Origin of the sequence: Rhizobium sp. R635, from assembly GCF_002211285.1 — a bacterium.
GTDB lineage: Bacteria > Pseudomonadota > Alphaproteobacteria > Rhizobiales > Rhizobiaceae > Rhizobium.
Genome location: NZ_LOKX01000036.1, coordinates 129229 through 144887, shown reverse-complemented (window position 1 = coordinate 144887; position 15659 = coordinate 129229). Strand labels below are relative to the sequence as shown.

General features: G+C 62.7%; 15 protein-coding genes. 6 read left to right on the top strand and 9 right to left on the bottom strand.

Annotated features, from left to right (window positions below):
* Positions 1–14: 14 nt before the first annotated feature.
* Positions 15–1793 carry a PAS domain-containing methyl-accepting chemotaxis protein gene (locus ATY78_RS26575; protein WP_190237532.1) on the bottom strand — a complete coding sequence of 593 codons (1779 nt, stop codon included), beginning with the start codon at positions 1791–1793 and terminating at the stop codon, positions 15–17.
* Between the two features lie 366 nt (positions 1794–2159).
* Here ATY78_RS26575 and ATY78_RS26570 point away from each other — a divergent pair, with 366 nt between their 5' ends.
* Positions 2160–2708, top strand: a complete 549-nt coding sequence (locus ATY78_RS26570) for a hypothetical protein (RefSeq protein ID WP_088685361.1) — start codon at positions 2160–2162, stop codon at positions 2706–2708.
* A 473-nt stretch (positions 2709–3181) separates the two neighbouring features.
* On the top strand, positions 3182–3853 hold the full coding sequence (locus ATY78_RS26565) for a hypothetical protein (protein WP_088685272.1): 672 nt from the start codon (positions 3182–3184) through the stop codon (positions 3851–3853).
* Between the two features lie 111 nt (positions 3854–3964).
* On the opposite strand, the gene ATY78_RS26560 is transcribed toward ATY78_RS26565, so the two are convergent.
* The 3 genes from ATY78_RS26560 to ATY78_RS26550 form a co-directional block, all read right to left on the bottom strand.
* Positions 3965–4213 carry a hypothetical protein gene (locus tag ATY78_RS26560; RefSeq protein ID WP_088685271.1) on the bottom strand — a complete coding sequence of 83 codons (249 nt, stop codon included), beginning with the start codon at positions 4211–4213 and terminating at the stop codon, positions 3965–3967.
* 2 nt (positions 4214–4215) lie between these two features.
* Positions 4216–4479, bottom strand: coding sequence for a hypothetical protein (locus tag ATY78_RS26555; RefSeq protein ID WP_088685270.1), 264 nt, complete (start codon positions 4477–4479; stop codon positions 4216–4218).
* A 102-nt stretch (positions 4480–4581) separates the two neighbouring features.
* On the bottom strand, positions 4582–5022 hold the full coding sequence (locus ATY78_RS26550) for a hypothetical protein (RefSeq protein ID WP_088685269.1): 441 nt from the start codon (positions 5020–5022) through the stop codon (positions 4582–4584).
* 644 nt (positions 5023–5666) lie between these two features.
* Here ATY78_RS26550 and ATY78_RS26545 point away from each other — a divergent pair.
* Together ATY78_RS26545 and ATY78_RS26540 are read left to right on the top strand one after the other, a co-directional pair.
* The gene (locus ATY78_RS26545; protein WP_088685268.1) at positions 5667–7163 is read left to right on the top strand and encodes a right-handed parallel beta-helix repeat-containing protein; all 1497 of its coding nucleotides are present in this window, start codon (positions 5667–5669) and stop codon (positions 7161–7163) included.
* 584 nt (positions 7164–7747) lie between these two features.
* Complete coding sequence (locus ATY78_RS26540) at positions 7748–9208, top strand: right-handed parallel beta-helix repeat-containing protein (RefSeq protein WP_088685267.1); 1461 nt, start codon at positions 7748–7750, stop codon at positions 9206–9208.
* A gap of 12 nt (positions 9209–9220) precedes the next feature.
* Here ATY78_RS26540 and ATY78_RS26535 read toward each other — a convergent pair whose 3' ends face one another.
* Positions 9221–9502: a nodulation protein gene (locus ATY78_RS26535; protein ID WP_088685266.1), complete on the bottom strand. Its 282-nt coding sequence runs from the start codon at positions 9500–9502 to the stop codon at positions 9221–9223.
* A 763-nt stretch (positions 9503–10265) separates the two neighbouring features.
* Between ATY78_RS26535 and ATY78_RS26530 the strand changes: the two genes are divergently transcribed.
* Complete coding sequence (locus tag ATY78_RS26530; RefSeq protein WP_088685265.1) at positions 10266–10688, top strand: TIGR02594 family protein; 423 nt, start codon at positions 10266–10268, stop codon at positions 10686–10688.
* Positions 10689–11143: 455 nt separating this feature from the next.
* Here the strand turns inward: ATY78_RS26530 and ATY78_RS26520 are convergent, their stop codons facing one another.
* The 4 genes from ATY78_RS26520 to ATY78_RS26505 form a co-directional block, all read right to left on the bottom strand.
* Positions 11144–11512 (bottom strand): hypothetical protein, encoded by a 369-nt coding sequence (locus ATY78_RS26520; protein ID WP_245313635.1) that lies wholly within the window; start codon positions 11510–11512, stop codon positions 11144–11146.
* 246 nt (positions 11513–11758) lie between these two features.
* Complete coding sequence (locus tag ATY78_RS26515) at positions 11759–13162, bottom strand: pyridoxal-dependent decarboxylase (protein WP_088685262.1); 1404 nt, start codon at positions 13160–13162, stop codon at positions 11759–11761.
* A 141-nt stretch (positions 13163–13303) separates the two neighbouring features.
* A complete protein-coding gene (locus tag ATY78_RS26510; protein ID WP_088685261.1) occupies positions 13304–13618 on the bottom strand; it encodes a hypothetical protein in 315 nt (104 codons plus the stop codon).
* A gap of 87 nt (positions 13619–13705) precedes the next feature.
* Positions 13706–14629: a phytanoyl-CoA dioxygenase family protein gene (locus ATY78_RS26505; RefSeq protein ID WP_088685360.1), complete on the bottom strand. Its 924-nt coding sequence runs from the start codon at positions 14627–14629 to the stop codon at positions 13706–13708.
* 94 nt (positions 14630–14723) lie between these two features.
* Between ATY78_RS26505 and ATY78_RS26500 the strand changes: the two genes are divergently transcribed.
* Positions 14724–15545 (top strand): AraC family transcriptional regulator, encoded by an 822-nt coding sequence (locus ATY78_RS26500; RefSeq protein WP_088685359.1) that lies wholly within the window; start codon positions 14724–14726, stop codon positions 15543–15545.
* Positions 15546–15659 lie beyond the last annotated feature (114 nt).

The following is a 15659-nucleotide window of genomic DNA, read 5'->3' as shown; positions in this document are numbered from 1 at the left end:
CGCTCCCCCCGCCATCAAAAATCCTGCCAGCCCGCTTCCGCCACGGCGGCCGAGCCGTGGGATTTCATCGGGCGGGGCCGGTGGAGCGGGGCCGGTTTCGGCGTCCTGGTGCCGGGCAATGTGGAGACATTGGCCGCTCGCGGGGCGTCGTCGAAGCGGAACTGGCTGAGGAGTTCGAAGAGGGCGGCGGCCTCGTGGGCGAGGCTGTGGCTGGCTGCGGTCTGTTCCTCGACCATGGCGGCGTTCTGCTGGGTGCTCTGATCGACTGAGTTGACCGCATTGTTGACTTCGGCGAGCGCGGTGGACTGCTCGCGAGAGGCTTTGACGATCGCCACGACATTGCTGTTGATGTGATGGACCTGTTCGGCGATTTCCTCGAGCGCGCTGCCGGTCTTGCTGACGAGGGTGACGCCGGTGGCGACGTGGCCGCTGGAGGCGGTGATCAGCGCCTTGATTTCCTTGGCGGCGTCGGCGGAGCGCTGGGCGAGCTCGCGCACTTCCATCGCCACGACCGCAAAGCCCTTGCCGGCCTCGCCGGCGCGCGCCGCCTCGATGCCGGCGTTCAGCGCCAGCAGGTTCGTCTGGAAGGCGATCTCGTCGATGACGCCGATGATGTTGGAAATTTCGCGTGAGGAATTTTCGATCTGGTCCATGGCCGCGATGGCGTTTTTCACCACCTCGGCCGAATGTTCGGCATGGGCCTTGGTATGGGTCACGAGGTCGCCGGCTTCGCCCGCGCGCTTGCTCGCATCCTTGACTGTTGTGGTGATCTCTTCGAGCGTCGCGGCCGTCTGCTCGACGGAGGCCGCCTGCTGTTCGGTTCGTTTCGCCAGGTCGTCGGCCGCACTGCCGATCTCTTCCGAGCTCGCGGAGATCGCCTTGGCATTGTCGGCGACGGTCGCCATGGCATGCTTGAGCTTGTCGGAGGCGCTGTTGAAATCGGTGCGCAGGCGCTCCAGCGACGGAATGAAGGGGGAGGCGATCTTCTGCGAGAGATCGCCGTTCGACAGGTTCGTCAGGCAGGCCGCGAGCTGTTCGACATTTTCGACGCGCGGCGTCACGTCGGTCGCGAATTTCACGACCTTGAAGACCTTGCCGTTCATGTCGAAGATCGGATTGTAGGAGGCCTGGATGAAGACCTTGCGGCCGCCCTTGCCGATGCGCATGAATTCGTCGGCGGCGAGCTTGCCGGCCGCCAGACTCGGCCAGAAGGCCTTGTATTCCACCGAGGCCGCATAGGCCGGCTCGCAGAACATCGAGTGATGCCTGCCCTTGATTTCCGCAAGCGTATAGCCGAGCGCGGCGAGGAAATTCTCATTGGCGGCGAGGATCTCGCCCTCGGGCGTGAACTCGATGATCGCCTGGGCGCGCGAGAGCGCTTCGAGCTTGCCGGCATCCTCGGCGGCAATCAGCTTCTGGCGGGTGATGTCGGTGGCGATCTTGATGACCTTGACCGGCTTGCCGCGCCGCATGACCGGATTGTAGGAGGCCTCGATCCAGACTTCGCGCCCGCCCTTGCCGATCCGCTTGTACTGCTGCTGATCGAAATTGCCGGCGGCGAGCTTGGCCCAGAAGGCCTTGTATTCGGCGGAGGCGGCATAGTCTTTCTCGACGAACATGCTGTGATGCTGGCCGACGATCTCCGAAAGACCATATCCGAGCGCGCGGCAGAAATTCTCGTTCGCCGTCAGAATCCTGCCCGTCAGATCGAATTCGATCATCGCCTGGGATTTCGCCAGTGAATCCAGAACCGCAACAGCATTCGCACCACGACCAAGAATATCCAACGCCATGCTCCCGATTTAAGAAGAGGCACCCCTCCACCGTTGAGGCAAATATTCGCATTCACTGATTAACGCGGATTTAAGATTAATTTTAACTTCTCGCAGGGGGAGGCGGCGAGAGCGGTTTCTTGTTTTCCGCGTTGCCGGGTTTTTCATCTCTTTGTTTCGGCGCGCTTATCCGGAAAATAATTGCGTGTTGCGGCCGGCATCGCTGCCGATGGCAGGATTTCGTGCCATCTTGCATTCGACGCCTGGCTTGCCGGCATTCGCGGAAGCGGCGCGGCTCCGCCGCGCCTGGGGTCGCTGGCCTTTTTTCGCGATTTTGCTATTGTTTCGGTGAGGGGCTGCCCGCGCCCTGCGAATGGAGTTTTTGCGATGCTCGCACGAGATCAGCTTCCCCTGCGTCCTGCCGCGGCCGGTTTCGCCGCCGCCTGGGTCATCGCCATTGCGGGCGCAAGCGTCGGCCTCAGCCTGGTTTTCGCCTGTGTCACGCCCTTCGTGGCGCTGGCGGCGGTTTCGGCGGTGGTGCTTCCCAGGGGCATGGCGGTAACGGCGGTTCTGCTCGCCTGGCTCGCCAACCAGCTGGTCGGCTATCTCGTGCTCGGTTATCCCCAGACTTGGGACAGCTATGCCTGGGGCCTTGCGATCGGGATCGCGGCTTTTGCTTCGCTCGGCGTGGCAATCGCGGCGCTACGCTTGACGGCCGACCTCGCCGTCACGATGACGGGCGCCTTCCTCGCCGGTTTCATCGCCTATGAAGGCGTGCTCTATACCGCGACTTCGGTGCTGCCATCGGGCGAGGGCGCGTTTTCGCTGGCGGTGGTGGGCGAAGTGCTGCTGATCAATGCGCTTGCCGCCGTTGGGTTGGTCTGCCTCCACGCCGTCGCGGCCGGGCGCGGGTTTGTTGCGGCATCTCCGGCGTAGTGCCGTGCAGCCCCCTCATCTGCCTGCCGGCATCGACCGGGGCGAGCCACGGGTCTCGCCCGTCCTTCGGACCCCCGCTGGGGAGAAGCGGAATCGTGGCAATGTCTCATTTCCTAGAAATGTCTAAAGTAGAAAGATAAGCAGGCGGCTTGTTCCCTCTTCTCCCCAGCGGGGAGAAGGTGGCCCGAAGGATCGGATGAGGGGGCTGCACGGCACACCGTTCATTGCTCTTCGTTGCGCGGCGTCGGGGTGGCGGGCGGTTTTCAGCGCCTGCCAGTTCGGCGAGAGAGAGGGCGCGCGCCCCGCGCTGCGGCAACGGCTGTTTGCTACCGGGGATGGCGCTGCCGTCTTGGTTGCAACATTTGCCCGGGGCCGGACCAAAGGCGGTGGGAGGTCCGGACCTTCGCCCGATGTGCCGGTTGCAATACTCCCTTAGGGTTAGTCTTGGAATCGACGGCAATCAGGAGAAAGTCATGCGTATCGCAACAATCGCAACGATGGTGGCCTTTTCATTCGCGCTCGCGGCCAGCCCGCTCGCGTCTATCGGGACCGGTGCGGATGCCTTCGCCAAGGACGGCGGCAATGGCGGCGGTGGCGGTGGCGGTAACGGCGGCGGGAATGGCGGTGGCAACGGCGGCGGGAATGGTGGCGGGAACTCCGGCCATGGCAGCGGCAATTCCGGCCATGGCAGCAAGAGCTCCGGCAACCTGAAGTCTTCCGGCGGCTCGGGAAAATCCGAAAACGTGCGCGGCAACGGCAAGGCGAGCGAAACCAGGACGAAGACCGCCGCCGCTGCCAAGGAAAAGAACCTGAAGGCCGAGATGGCCGGCCTGAACTCGCTCAACCGGAACTACCGGGCGCTGCTGAACAGCTCGGACCCGCGCATGGCGGCGATCCGCGACTATGCCGTGGCCTATGCCCAGTATGAGCTGGACAACGGCATCGAGCCCGCCGCCGACGATCCGCTGCTCGGCGACGCGGCGCTCGAAGACGCGCTCGCCTCCGCCAGCAAGACCGGCACCGTCAGCCCCGCCGTTCTCGCGGAGGCAAAGAGCATTCTCGGCGTCGGTGACGACGTCGGCAAGATCGACCAGATCCGCGATTCGCTGGAGGCGCAGGCGCCGGACGACGATACCGCCGAATAAAGAGCGCTATCGCCTGGTCGCGCCGATCCGCCGGCCATGCAACACTTCCAGGTGAAGGCGAACGGGCCGGCGATTGTTTCGCCGGCCTTTCCATTTGGAGGTGCGGCGCGATCACGCCGCCAGGAACAGGTCGTGGGTTTCCTCGATATGCCGTTCGATCAGCCGGTATTCGGCATCGGTGAGATCGAGGGGCACGCCGTCGAGCAGGGCAGTCAGCCGCTCGACCTCGCCGCCGGAGGGCGGGGTGCAGAATTCGGGCGGCGCGTGGCGGTTGCCGGGATGATAGGGCGTCAGCGAATATTCGACCAGGAGATCGATGTCCTCTTCGCCGCGCGTCAGCGTGAAGGCGGTTTCGAACATGATCAGAGGCCGATCGCCTCGATGCCGGCGGCAAGTTCGGCCTCGAGCTGCTCCTCGTCATCCCCGTCGGAGAGCGGCCGGTCGAACTCCTCGTTCATGACGGCGGCGATGCGCTCCAGCCCCCGGCGGCGCCCGGCGGGCGCGAAGATAACGACCATGACGCCGTCGGCTTCCATATCGAGCGACAGATAACCCTTGCCATGGCCGCCGGAGACGCTGGCCTTGAGGGCGGTGTTATCGGTGAAAAGCGAAACCTGTCCGCGCATGGTGGATTCCCCATTGGTGATGGGGTGTTTTATCCGGGCAATGGTTGCGGTGTGGAAATCGCAACGTCTTGAGGTGTGGCGCCGCCTGTTCGGGAAGGGCGCTCAACCCTTCCTCCTGCTCCGCGTCGTCGGCCGGCGTGCCAGGCCGGCGGCGCGGATTTCGGCGATGCTGACGGGGTCGTCGCCGAGGTAATATTCGCTGGCCCAGGCGATCCTGCCGCCGCGCCAGATGCGCCGCCATGTCACCATCTTCAGCCGGCCGAGCGGCGTGTCGAGACCTGCGACCGCATCGCATTCGGGGCCGATGCTGGTGTCGGCATATTGTCCGTTCCAGGCGGCGCGGGCGCTCTTCTGCAGGGCCTCCAGATAATCGATGCGCTCGAGGCTTGCGACGTGCGGCGAACTGTCGGGACGCAGGGCCTTGATGGCGGCGACGATGCGGAAGGCTTGCTCGCCTGGCGGCTCGTCGCCGATGGCTTCGTCGATGGCGCGGAGGGCGTCGGCGATGACGGATTCGCGGGCGAGGGCTGTGGTGAGGTTCATGGTGTTGCTTGTGTTGTTGAAATCACATTTTTTAGCATGGCGGGGAGGGGTTGTAAATTGGGTTTGGGATGGGGACGGTGGCTTCCATCTTGCGGAAGCCAGGTAATGGAAGGTGTGCCGTGTGGCCCCCTCATCTGCCTGCCGGCATCTTCTCCCCGCTGGGGAGAAGCGGAATCGTGGCAGCGCCTCGGTCCCTCTAGAACTTTGGCTGTGTGAATGGCGTCCATGCGGCTTGGTCCCTTCTCCCAAGCGGGGTCCGAAGGACGGGCGAGACCCGTGGCTCGCCCCGGTCGATGCCGGCAGGCAGATGAGGGAGCCGCACGGCACATCTCTCATTGCTTGGCCTCGGCAAGCGCAAGAAAAGAGCAGAATCACCCGCCGCACAGCCTGAAGGTGAGGTACGTTCCTCCGGGATTCCTCGATTTATTCGCCTCGAAGTCGCGGCTTTCCCGGCCTGAGTTGCAGCTTTCCGGCGCAGCGGCCCCTGCCTGGGGAATAAGGCCGGCAAACTGGCCCCTTGCCGCATTGACACCATCTTCTCGCCTCTTTGCCACTTAGGTTTGCCCCCGCCGCATTCGGACGGCCGGTCCCGGTCGATTCCAGTGGCGATGTAGCGATCCGACGAACAGGGCAACATTGGCGATATGACAATCTACTATGTGAACTCAGCGACCGGCTCCGACCGCAACAGTGGAACGAACCAGTCATCGGCTTTTGCGACTTTGTCCAAAGTGGAATCCTTGAAACTGAAACCGGGCGACAGCGTGCTGCTGGCCAAGGGAAGCGTTTTTAACGAACAATTCGATATCAAATATTCCGGCACCGAGAGCGCGCCGATCAAGATCGGCAGTTACGGGACGGGCTCGGCCCCTGTGATCCACAGCAATGGCGACGGCATTCACAGCCTCTATGCCTCCAACATCGTCATCGAGAACCTGAAGATCTCGAACATCGGCGGCGCCGGCATTTATGGCGGCAGCGTCACGAACTGGACGGTGCGCAACGTCGATATCTCCAAGACGGGATTGTCGGAAAGCGCGGGCGCCGTCACCTTCCGCAGCAGCAAGAACGTCACCGTCGAAAGCAGCAAGGTAACCGATGTCAAGGGCGACGGCTTCTGGATCGAGAAGGTCGCCGGCGTCAAGCTTCTCAGCAACACCGTCACCAGCGCCAACGGCTCGACGGCCGATGCCGTGCAGATGAACGACAGCAGCAATATTCTGATCAAGGGCAATCATCTCGATCAGACCGATGCCAGCAGCCCGAAGGGCGTGATCGCGCTTGTCAGGCCGACGAATGCCGTGGTCGAGGACAATGTGCTGACCGGCGGCGGCTTCGGCATCAGCGCGCAGGCGGGCAAGACCATCGCCATCCGCGACAACGACATATCCGGATTTCACGGCTACAGCTGGTCCTTCGCCGTCGGCCTCGGCGATCAGGGCAATGCGCGGGATTATGACATCTCGGGCAACCACATCCACGACGGCGCATGGGGCGTGGCCGTCAGCGGCCCCATCGGCACCAGCTATACCCGCACCAATATCAAGGTGCACGACAACACCTTCGATGACCTCTCTCAGGCGGCGCTGAAGGTCGACAGGCCGGCCACCGGCTCTTTCACCAACAACACGATCGAGAGCGGCACCACGGCCACCAGCATCTCGCCCGCCATCGCCGACGCGCACACCTTCACCGTCAGCGGCAATCAGACGGTCGCCAATGTGGAAACGACGCTTGCGAGCGCCGACACCAAGGTTGCCGCCGCAACGACGACGACGGAGGCTGCCGCGGGCGCGGCCGTCGTCGCCGTCCACGACAATCTGAAGATCTTCACCGACAACGGTGAGGCCCATCGCGGCAATCTTCTCGAAAACGACAGCTCCGACAACGACACCCTGGTGCTGCGCCGCTTCGGCGACGAAAGTGTGGGCAAGCACGGGCTGACGCTGACCGGCGACTATGGTTCCATCCATGTCGACCGGGAAGGGAATTATGCCTACACGCTCGATGAGACGAAGCTGCCCGGCCATGACGGGCATGTGAGCGAGACTTTCAGCTATGGGGTCAATGATGGAAACTCGCAGCATAGCGATGGGGATACGCTGACGGTGTATATTCATATGGATGGTTTGGTGAGCTGAGAGTGCGGGGGCGGGCTGATTATCCGCCCTCGTTCTTCTACGTTGCCGTATGATGTGCATTTCAGGATGAAGGGGATGGGGCGTGCCGTGTGGCCCCCTCATCTGCCTGCCGGCATCTTCTCCCCGCTGGGGAGAAGCGGAATCGTGGCAGCGTCTCGGTCCCTCTGACATTTCGGTTGAAAGGATGGTCGTGCGGCTTGGTCCCTTCTCCCCAGCGGGGAGAAGATGCCGGCAGGCAGATGAGGGGGCCGTACGGCACACCTTCCATTGCCTTACTCCGATGAGAAGGACGAAGACGGCCACTGACACCGACACTTACCTAACGTAAACCACCCCTCGGTGCGTTACCGTTCATTCACCTTTCGCTCGTTGTTTTCTAGATTCTTTTCTCATAAGTTGTATTCTCAAGGATGCAGCCGCCACCGCCAGGCGGGCTGCTCGGGAGCACGGCAGGCGCAGGGCCTGTCGAGCGCCGTAACGGCAATCGAACGCCATCTCAGCATGGCCTTCAGCCCCCGACCGCATCCGATCCACGCGTCGCAGCCGACATAGTCGGCTGGGCGACAATGCGAGAACAAGGCGATATGACAATCTATTATGTAAATTCGGCCACCGGCTCCAACACCAATGCCGGGACCAGCGAGGATGCGCCTTTTGCGTCGTTCTGGGCGGTGGAAAACTTGAAGCTGCAGCCGGGCGACAGCGTGCTGCTTGCCGCCGGCACCTCATATAACGACCAGCTCGACTTGAAATATTCCGGCACGGTCGATGCGCCGATCACCATCGGCAGCTACGGCGTCGGCGATGCGCCTGTGATCAGCAGCCCGAACGACGGCATTCACAGCCTCTATGCCTCGAACATCGTCATCGAGAACCTGAAGATCTCCGACACTCAAGGCGCGGCCATCTATGGCGGATATGTCTCAAATTGGACCGTGCGCAATGTCGAGGTCGATCACACCGGACTGTCCAAATCCGGTTCGATCACCTTCCGCACCGGCTCCAATATCACCATCGAAAACAGCACGATCAACGACGTGAACGGCGACGGTGTGTGGATCGAGAAGGTCAACGGCGTCAACTTCCTCAACAACACCGTCACCAACGCCCACGGCACGGCGGCCGATGCCGTGCAGATGAACGACAGCAGCAACATCGTCATCAGCGGCAACACGCTCGACCAGACCGGCGCCATCACCACGAAAGGCGTCATCGCGCTGGTGCGGCCGGTGAATGCGCTGGTCGAGGACAATACGATCATCGGCGGCGGCTTCAGCATCGGCGCGCAGGCCGGCACCAACGTCACCATCCATGGCAACGATATTTCGGGTTATGGCGGCTACAGCTGGTCCTATGCCATCGGCCTCGGCGACCAGGGCGACACGCGGGATTACGATATCTCCGGCAATTACATCCATGACGGCGTCTGGGGCGTGGCGGTCAGTGCGGCCGGCACCACCAGCTATGTCCGCGAGGGCATCGATATCTACGGCAACCTGTTCGACGACCTGACGCAGGCGGCGCTGAAGGTCGACCGGCCGGCATCCGGTTCCTTCCACGACAATTTCATCGCCAGCGACGTGACGCCCTACAGCATATCGCCATCGATCATCGCCGCCGGCACGTTCCCCGTCAGCAACAATACGACGGTCGAGACCGAGGCGGCGCTTATGAGTTTCGACAGCCAGGCCGCGACGGAAACGAGCCTCAGCCTGATGGCCGCCGATACCAGCCATACCACGCAGGACAGCCTGACGAAGATGTCGGCCGATGCCGACGGCGCCCATCACGGCAATGCCTTCGGGCACGACGGCGTCTCCTCGGAAAGCCTGCTGCTGCGCCGCTTCGGCGGCGAGGCCTTCGACAAGTTCGGCGTGCTGCCGGGCGAGGGCCATCATTTCGGCGCGACCGAGGTGGCCGATCTCTTCGGCGCCGGCGAAAACGGCAACGCCGCCTGGCATCAGGAGATTGCGCCCGAGGCTTCGCATCACGCCGACGAACAGGCGCTGAATGTCGCCGCCCAGCCGGATCATCCGCTGGTCTGAGGGCGGCCGGCCTTATTCCTCGCCGATCAAGGTCAGCAGGAATTCGGCTTCGATATCCCTGCAGATGCCCTCATAATCGGCGATCATCATGGGATCTGCCGAGCTGTCCCGGCGCATGACATCGAGCAGCGCGCAGGCTTCGCCATAGGTGCCGCACAATTCGCAAAGTTCGGAATCGCTCGCCACCGCCGCCCGGATCGTCGGCCGCGTCGCCGGCAACCGCATCATCAGCCGCGCCAACCCCTGGTCGACGGCCCGCCCAGCGGTGCGGGCGACACTTTCCTTAATGACCATGTCATCACCCCTTGCTGTTTCCTTTGCTGTCCGAGGAGATACGCATGGATGCCGAATCTGGTTCAAACGAGATCCGGTTTTTTGCCGTGCTCATAGCCTGCTTAAAAACGTCTCTGTCACTCATTGCAAATGAATCCAATGGCTTATGATTGGCAAAGAGGTTTTTAAGAGAGGTCAACATTTTAAAAAATGGGTGGGGTCGAGATGTGAGGTGCATTTTTAAAAATGTTGGGGCTTCTTAAAAACGTCCTTCCAAACCTCTTTGGCGGGGGAGAAGGCGTGCCCTTCGCTTTCGCTCACCGAAGCCAGAGGGCGGCCGCCGCCACCGAGGATGCGACGATGGCCGCGCCGCCGAGCACAAGGGTCCGCCTCTTCATCCGTCTTCCTTTCGTTCAGGCCAGCGTGCGGGAAGATCTCCGGAAATGCCAGTTAAATCCCGGCAATGATCGCGAAGTGCCGCCGGGTTCGGCGCGGCAATGTATTGTCGATATCCTCCAAGTATTATGAGAGTCCCTCATGAAATATAGGTCGGGCAGGAGGAGACCTCGGACGTCTCGCGCGGCGGGCTTTTCCCGTCCGCCCAGCGTCTGCCCGCCGGGCCGGCAGAGCCTGTCATAGGAAGCTTTGTTTCCTGATTATCTCCATAAATACACGAATAAATTGCTTCTCATTCGCGCCATGATTCATCTTTACGTTTCCTGCCGCATTTTATTCTTCGTCACAATTGAGATCATCATGATCTTCCAAACAATGGTGGGAAACCATGAAGGTTATTCTCGTCATCGTCCTCACGGCGCTTGCCGTGCCCTGTGAGGCAGACATGCTCACCACGGCGTCCCGATACAAAAGCATGCATGAACGCTCCATCTCCTTCCTCGGCGTCAATCCGAGGCGCACCTCCTGGTGCGGGGCGTTCCTGGCCTTCGTCGCCAAGCGATCGTCGCGTCAGCCGCCTGACAATCCCAATATGGCACGGTCCTGGATGAAGTTCGGCAAGCCGGTCTTCGCCCGCTCCGCCCAACGCGGCGACGTGGTGGTGATCCGCAGCGGCCGGCGCTTCCATGTGAGCCTGTTCGACCATTTCGACCAGCGCCGCCAATATGTCTACCTCTTCGGCGGCAACCAATCCAACCGGGTCCAGCTGTCCCGCTACCGCGCCAGCTCCGTCGTCGCCGTTCGACGATGAAGCCGGAAATTTGCTCCCTTAAAAACCTCTCTTCCACCAGATTCCAATGAATCCAATAGCTTAAGATTGACAAAGAGGTTTTTAAGAGAGGTCAACATTTTAAAAAATGGGTGCAGCCAGGATCTGCAGGGGGTCTCCTGCGCGTTTTTAAAAATGTTGGTGCCTCTTAAAAACGTCCTTCCAAACCTCTTTGGCGCTTGCGGCACTCGTTTGGAGCCAGTCTTCGATATCTCTCGAACACGATCTGCGTGATCGCACGGGTTTTGGCCATCATCCTCGGTCTTGCGCCACTGCCGTCAGGTTCACGCCGACGGTTCCCCAAGCTCCCTCATTCCCTTCCTCGGGCTTTGCCCGAGGGATGTCACAGGAATCCAGTGCGCCCAAGTCCTTGGGCGCGAAAGCTTGGGGAAGCGTTCCTGCTGAGCGCGGATTTCCTGACGGAGCCGCCCGGACCGTCAATCGCCCCCGTCCACCGCGCAGAGCACGCCGCTGACGGGGATGGCCACCATCTTTTCGCGCTTGATGTCGAACCTCCAGGCTTTCACCACATTCTCCGATCCATAAGAGCCGTCCGGTTGTTCCGCCATCGTGCCGAGCGCAATGATGGTGGCATCGTCAGGAAATTGGCTGGAGGAGCAATATCCCGGCCCGAGGATCTCGTGGCGGGGTGTGGGCATCGTAACGGCGATTTGATCGACCGGGGTCCAGATGGGATTGACCCCATCGCGGCCCGTCTGACGCTCGAGCCTCAGGACCTGTTGCGGGCCGCATTTGAGATGAGTGGCTCCATATGTTGGGCCGGCCGGCACCTGCGCGACGATCATACTGCCGATTTCCGAACAGTTCTCCGTCGCGAGGCGAGAGGCCTTTCCGCGCGCCTCGCTGGCATGAGCAAAGGCCGGGATCAGGACGAGAAGAGCGGCAATTGCCAGCAGATATCGTGACATTGGAAAACCGTTGGAGCGTGGAGCGAGGCGAGGGACTGCAGGCTGAAATCCCTCAATCTTGAGGAGAGGACGGTAACTTTACTCGGGGGAGTGCCAAGAGTCGATGTCACGCGTGGAAGAACGTCAGCCGCGGCCGACGCTCCTGAAAGCCGCGACAATGCTGTCCGCCGCCAACCGGGCCTCGTCGGCATTCGTCTGGAAGTTGGTGACGGAGAGGCGCAGGACGTCGCGGCCGCGCCATTTGGCGCCGCCGGCGAAGAGGGTGGCGTCTTCGCAGATCTTTGCGATGGTCTTGCGGGTGATCGCGTCGCTTTCATCGTCCGGGCGGTCGGCGGCGAAGCGGAGGATGAGCTGGTTCAGCGTGATCTCGTTCAAGATGGTGATGCCGGGTTCGCGCTGGAGATGCTCGGCCAGCAGGCGGGCGGAGGCGCAGCACTGGTCGATGAGGGCGGCGATGCCGTCGCGGCCGAGATGTTTCAGCATCGCCCAGGTGGCAAAGCCCCGGGCGCGCCGGGAAAGCTCCGGCACGTAATGGGAGGGGTCGCGCTCGCCCTCGGTTGCCAGCGGCAGGTAGCTCGCGGCGATCGTCATGGCGCGGCGGTGGGCGAGCTCGTGGCGCACGATCGCATAGCCACAGTCATAGGGCGTCTGCAGCCATTTGTGGCCGTCGGTCGCCCAGCTGTCGGCCGCCTCGACGCCGCGGCTCAAATGGCTGAATTTCTCCGATGCCTGCGCCCAGAGGCCGAAGGCGCCGTCGACATGCACCCAGGCGCCTTTTTCCTTCAGCGCCGGAATGATGCGGAGAAAATCGTCGAAGCCGCCGGTATTGATCTGCCCGGCCTGGAGGATGGCGATGCAGGGGCCGGTGACGGAGGCAAGCGCGGCGGGCAGGGCGGACGGGTCGATCCGGCCCATCGGGTCGGCCGGCAGGCGCAGCACCCGGTCGTGGCCAAGACCTAAGAATTGCAGTGCGGAAAAGACGGTCGTGTGGGCGTCGTCGCCGATCAGCACGGTAATCTCCGGCGCGCCGAACAGGCCCTTGGCATCGGCATCCCAGCCGGCCTTGCGCAGCACCTCGCCGCGGGCGGCGGCAAGGCAGGTGAAGTTGGCGACCGTCGCCCCCGTGACGAAGCCGACCGAGCTTTCGGCCGGCAGCTTCAATATATCGAGAAGCCATCTCGCCGAGACGGCTTCGACGGCGGAGGCGGCCGGGGCGGCGACGTGGTTTCCGGCATTCTGGCCCCAGGCGCTGGTCAGGAAATCGGCCGCGACGCCGACCGGATGCGAGCCGCCGATGACCCAGCCGAAGAAGCGCGGGCCGGTCATAAAATGCAGGCCGGGCTCGGCATCCGCTGCGAGCTGCCTGATGACATCGGTCATGTCAGCGCCGGCGGCCGGCAGCGGCTCGTCGAAGGCGGCAAGCGAAGTGGCATAATCGTGCCGGGGGACATGGCGGGCGGGCGCGCGCTCACGAAACCCGGCCGCAAGCCGGGCGGCTTCCTGAAACAAAGATGCGATTGCCGACATGCGGGGTCCCCCTCAGCCGAGCGCCCGCCGATCCCTAGGGACCGCCTCCAAGCAAGCTGCCGGCGCGGGCAGCTTAGAGCTTTTCACCGGAGGATTGAAGGGCTCACATGCTGGCAGAAGGGCCGGGGCAAGATTCTCAGATCACGGCTGCTGGGCCAACAGTGCTTTCAATTTTTCTTCGACAACGCGCTGAAGCTCCCGGGCATAAGTCTCGAATTCAGCCTTATCCGCGCCCATCTCGACACATCGGTCCCGCCACCACAAAGTCATGACCGGAAGGTTCCAGATCAGAAGCGCCAGCTCTTTTTTCTCCTCTTCGCTATAAGTGCTGGGGTCAAGATGACGAATTTTCTCGATGGCTCGCACAGCTTCAATCTTTATGAACTTCATCTTGCGAATGTTGTGGAAGAAGCCGCCACTAAACTCCTTGCCGATTTCTTCGGCGAAATCCCTCATTTACTCGCCTCGCTTCCCATCCCTCATGCGTTCCCTTTATGTCTGAGCGTCTTGGCGACGGCCTGCTGCTCGACGCACACCTTTCTATTACAACATATCCCCCAGGCTCCAGTGGTTGCTCCAGCGGGCGTCGATTTCGTCGTCGACGTTCTGGTAGCGGATGTCGGTGGAGAGGCGCAGGCGCCGGGCGCGGTCCTCGTTGGTGGTGGCGGCGTGGATCATGTAGGGGGAGTGCAGCACGACGTCGCCGGCTTCGTAATCGGCGGCGAGCCAGCGGGTGTCGAAGCGCTTGGCCATGTCGGGCAGATCCTTGGAGATCCAGCCGCCTTCGGCCATGTGGCTGTTATAGGCGCTGATCCGCTCTTCCGGCGAGAGATCGCCGCTGCGGGCCCGGAATTCGGCCTCCATGCCGCGGCCGAGCGCATGCGAGCCTTCGAGATAGACGAGGCCGCCCATTTCGGCGGGGGTATCGCCGATCGGGATCCAGGCCGTCACCAGCCGGCTGGTGCCGCCGCGGAGGTAGACGAGGTCGTAATGGGCGGGCGTCGCCACCGCCGTGCCGGGCTGGACGTAACGCATCAGCTTGCGCTTATGGAGATAGGAAATGCCATCGAGAAAGGCATCCATGAAGCGCACGAGCGGCGGCTGGGCGCAGAAGCCTTCATAGGCGGCCGAGCGGACGATCGACATCAGCCGGCGATTGGCGAGGTTCCAGTCGACGCCCTCGGCGGCGGCGATGCCGAGGGCGAAATCGTGGCCAGGTGCGAGCAGGCCGGTTTCGGCGAGGCGGGCGAAGACCCAGCGGCGGAAATCGATCACGTCGGCGCGCGGCAGCAGGCCCTTCAGCCAGACGTAACCATCCTCCTCGTAGCGGCGGCGGACGGCCTCGATGCCGATGGCGGGCTCGGTCGGCGTCAGCAGACCGAGCCTTTCGGCGGGGATCGTCTTGCCATGGGCGGCGAGCGGCGTTTGCGGCGTTCTCGTCTCGGCGGCGGTCGCGGCAATTGACATTTCATCCATCCCTGGCTTGACTTCACCTGCCTCCAATTAGCCCGTCACGCGTGCCGATCGCCATGGAGGAAAGTTGCAGCTGGACTTTTCGCTCATGAGGCAAGCCGAGGCCATCTATCGATCTTCCCTTGCCGCGGCCGGCGGGCTTGCCGTGACCGGCAGCGGCAGGCAGCATGCGCGCCATGCGGTGAAGGACCGGAAACTGCCGAGTTTCGCGGTGGTGCTGGTGGAGCGCGGGCAGGGCTTTCTCGAAACCGCCGCGGGCGGGCGCCAGCGCGTGGAGGGGCCGGCGCTCTTCTGGCTGTTTCCGAACCGGCTGCATTCCTACGGGCCTGACGAGGCCGGCTGGGATGAGTGCTGGGCGCTGTTCGAAGGCTCGTTCACGCGGGATTTCGTGCGGATGCGGCTGATGGCCGAGCGCCATCCGCTCGTGGCGTTGCGCCATATCGAGGAGATGACGCGGCTCTTCGGGCGGCTTCATGCCGATCTCATCGACGATACCTATCTCGGCCGGGCCTCGGCGGCATCGCTGCTGCATCGCATAGTGATCGCCGCCGCGCGCCAGGCGGGTGCCGCTGCGGGGCGGGAAGGCGAGGCGGCGGCCGGCGATCTCGTCGAGACGCTGCGGGAGAGCGCGCTGCAGCCGCTCGACCTTGCGGCTTTTGCCGCCGGGCACGGCATGTCGCCCGCCACGCTGCGGCGGAAATTCATCGCCGAAACGGGCCTGCCGCCCAAGGCCTTCCAGCTGCGGGTGCGCATGGACCATGCCAAGCAGTTGCTCGTCACCACCGATGAGAGGATCGAAATGGTCGCCGTCATGGTCGGCATCGACGATCCGTTCTATTTCTCGCGGGTCTTTCACGCGCGCGAGGGCTGCAGCCCGCGCGACTTTCGGGCGCGGTACAGGCGAGGGTAAGCGGGCTTCTCTCTGAAGAAAAATCGAGCATTGCGCGAGGTGCTTGGTAAATTCTCCAATAACGATGCAATCTCTTCTGTCTATTTCTGAAATTCACCAGCTCTCGTTAAAATC

Bases quoted from the DNA above. Each gene is read 5' to 3' on its own strand.
- ATY78_RS26575 (WP_190237532.1), bottom strand. From the start codon at position 1,793: ATGGCGTTGGATATTCTTGGTCGTGGTGCGAATGCTGTTGCGGTTCTG.
- ATY78_RS26570 (WP_088685361.1), top strand. From the start codon at position 2,160: ATGCTCGCACGAGATCAGCTTCCCCTGCGTCCTGCCGCGGCCGGTTTC.
- ATY78_RS26565 (WP_088685272.1), top strand. From the start codon at position 3,182: ATGCGTATCGCAACAATCGCAACGATGGTGGCCTTTTCATTCGCGCTC.
- ATY78_RS26560 (WP_088685271.1), bottom strand. From the start codon at position 4,213: ATGTTCGAAACCGCCTTCACGCTGACGCGCGGCGAAGAGGACATCGAT.
- ATY78_RS26555 (WP_088685270.1), bottom strand. From the start codon at position 4,479: ATGCGCGGACAGGTTTCGCTTTTCACCGATAACACCGCCCTCAAGGCC.
- ATY78_RS26550 (WP_088685269.1), bottom strand. From the start codon at position 5,022: ATGAACCTCACCACAGCCCTCGCCCGCGAATCCGTCATCGCCGACGCC.
- ATY78_RS26545 (WP_088685268.1), top strand. From the start codon at position 5,667: ATGACAATCTACTATGTGAACTCAGCGACCGGCTCCGACCGCAACAGT.
- ATY78_RS26540 (WP_088685267.1), top strand. From the start codon at position 7,748: ATGACAATCTATTATGTAAATTCGGCCACCGGCTCCAACACCAATGCC.
- ATY78_RS26535 (WP_088685266.1), bottom strand. From the start codon at position 9,502: ATGGTCATTAAGGAAAGTGTCGCCCGCACCGCTGGGCGGGCCGTCGAC.
- ATY78_RS26530 (WP_088685265.1), top strand. From the start codon at position 10,266: ATGAAGGTTATTCTCGTCATCGTCCTCACGGCGCTTGCCGTGCCCTGT.
- ATY78_RS26520 (WP_245313635.1), bottom strand. From the start codon at position 11,512: ATGATCGTCGCGCAGGTGCCGGCCGGCCCAACATATGGAGCCACTCAT.
- ATY78_RS26515 (WP_088685262.1), bottom strand. From the start codon at position 13,162: ATGTCGGCAATCGCATCTTTGTTTCAGGAAGCCGCCCGGCTTGCGGCC.
- ATY78_RS26510 (WP_088685261.1), bottom strand. From the start codon at position 13,618: ATGAGGGATTTCGCCGAAGAAATCGGCAAGGAGTTTAGTGGCGGCTTC.
- ATY78_RS26505 (WP_088685360.1), bottom strand. From the start codon at position 14,629: ATGTCAATTGCCGCGACCGCCGCCGAGACGAGAACGCCGCAAACGCCG.
- ATY78_RS26500 (WP_088685359.1), top strand. From the start codon at position 14,724: ATGAGGCAAGCCGAGGCCATCTATCGATCTTCCCTTGCCGCGGCCGGC.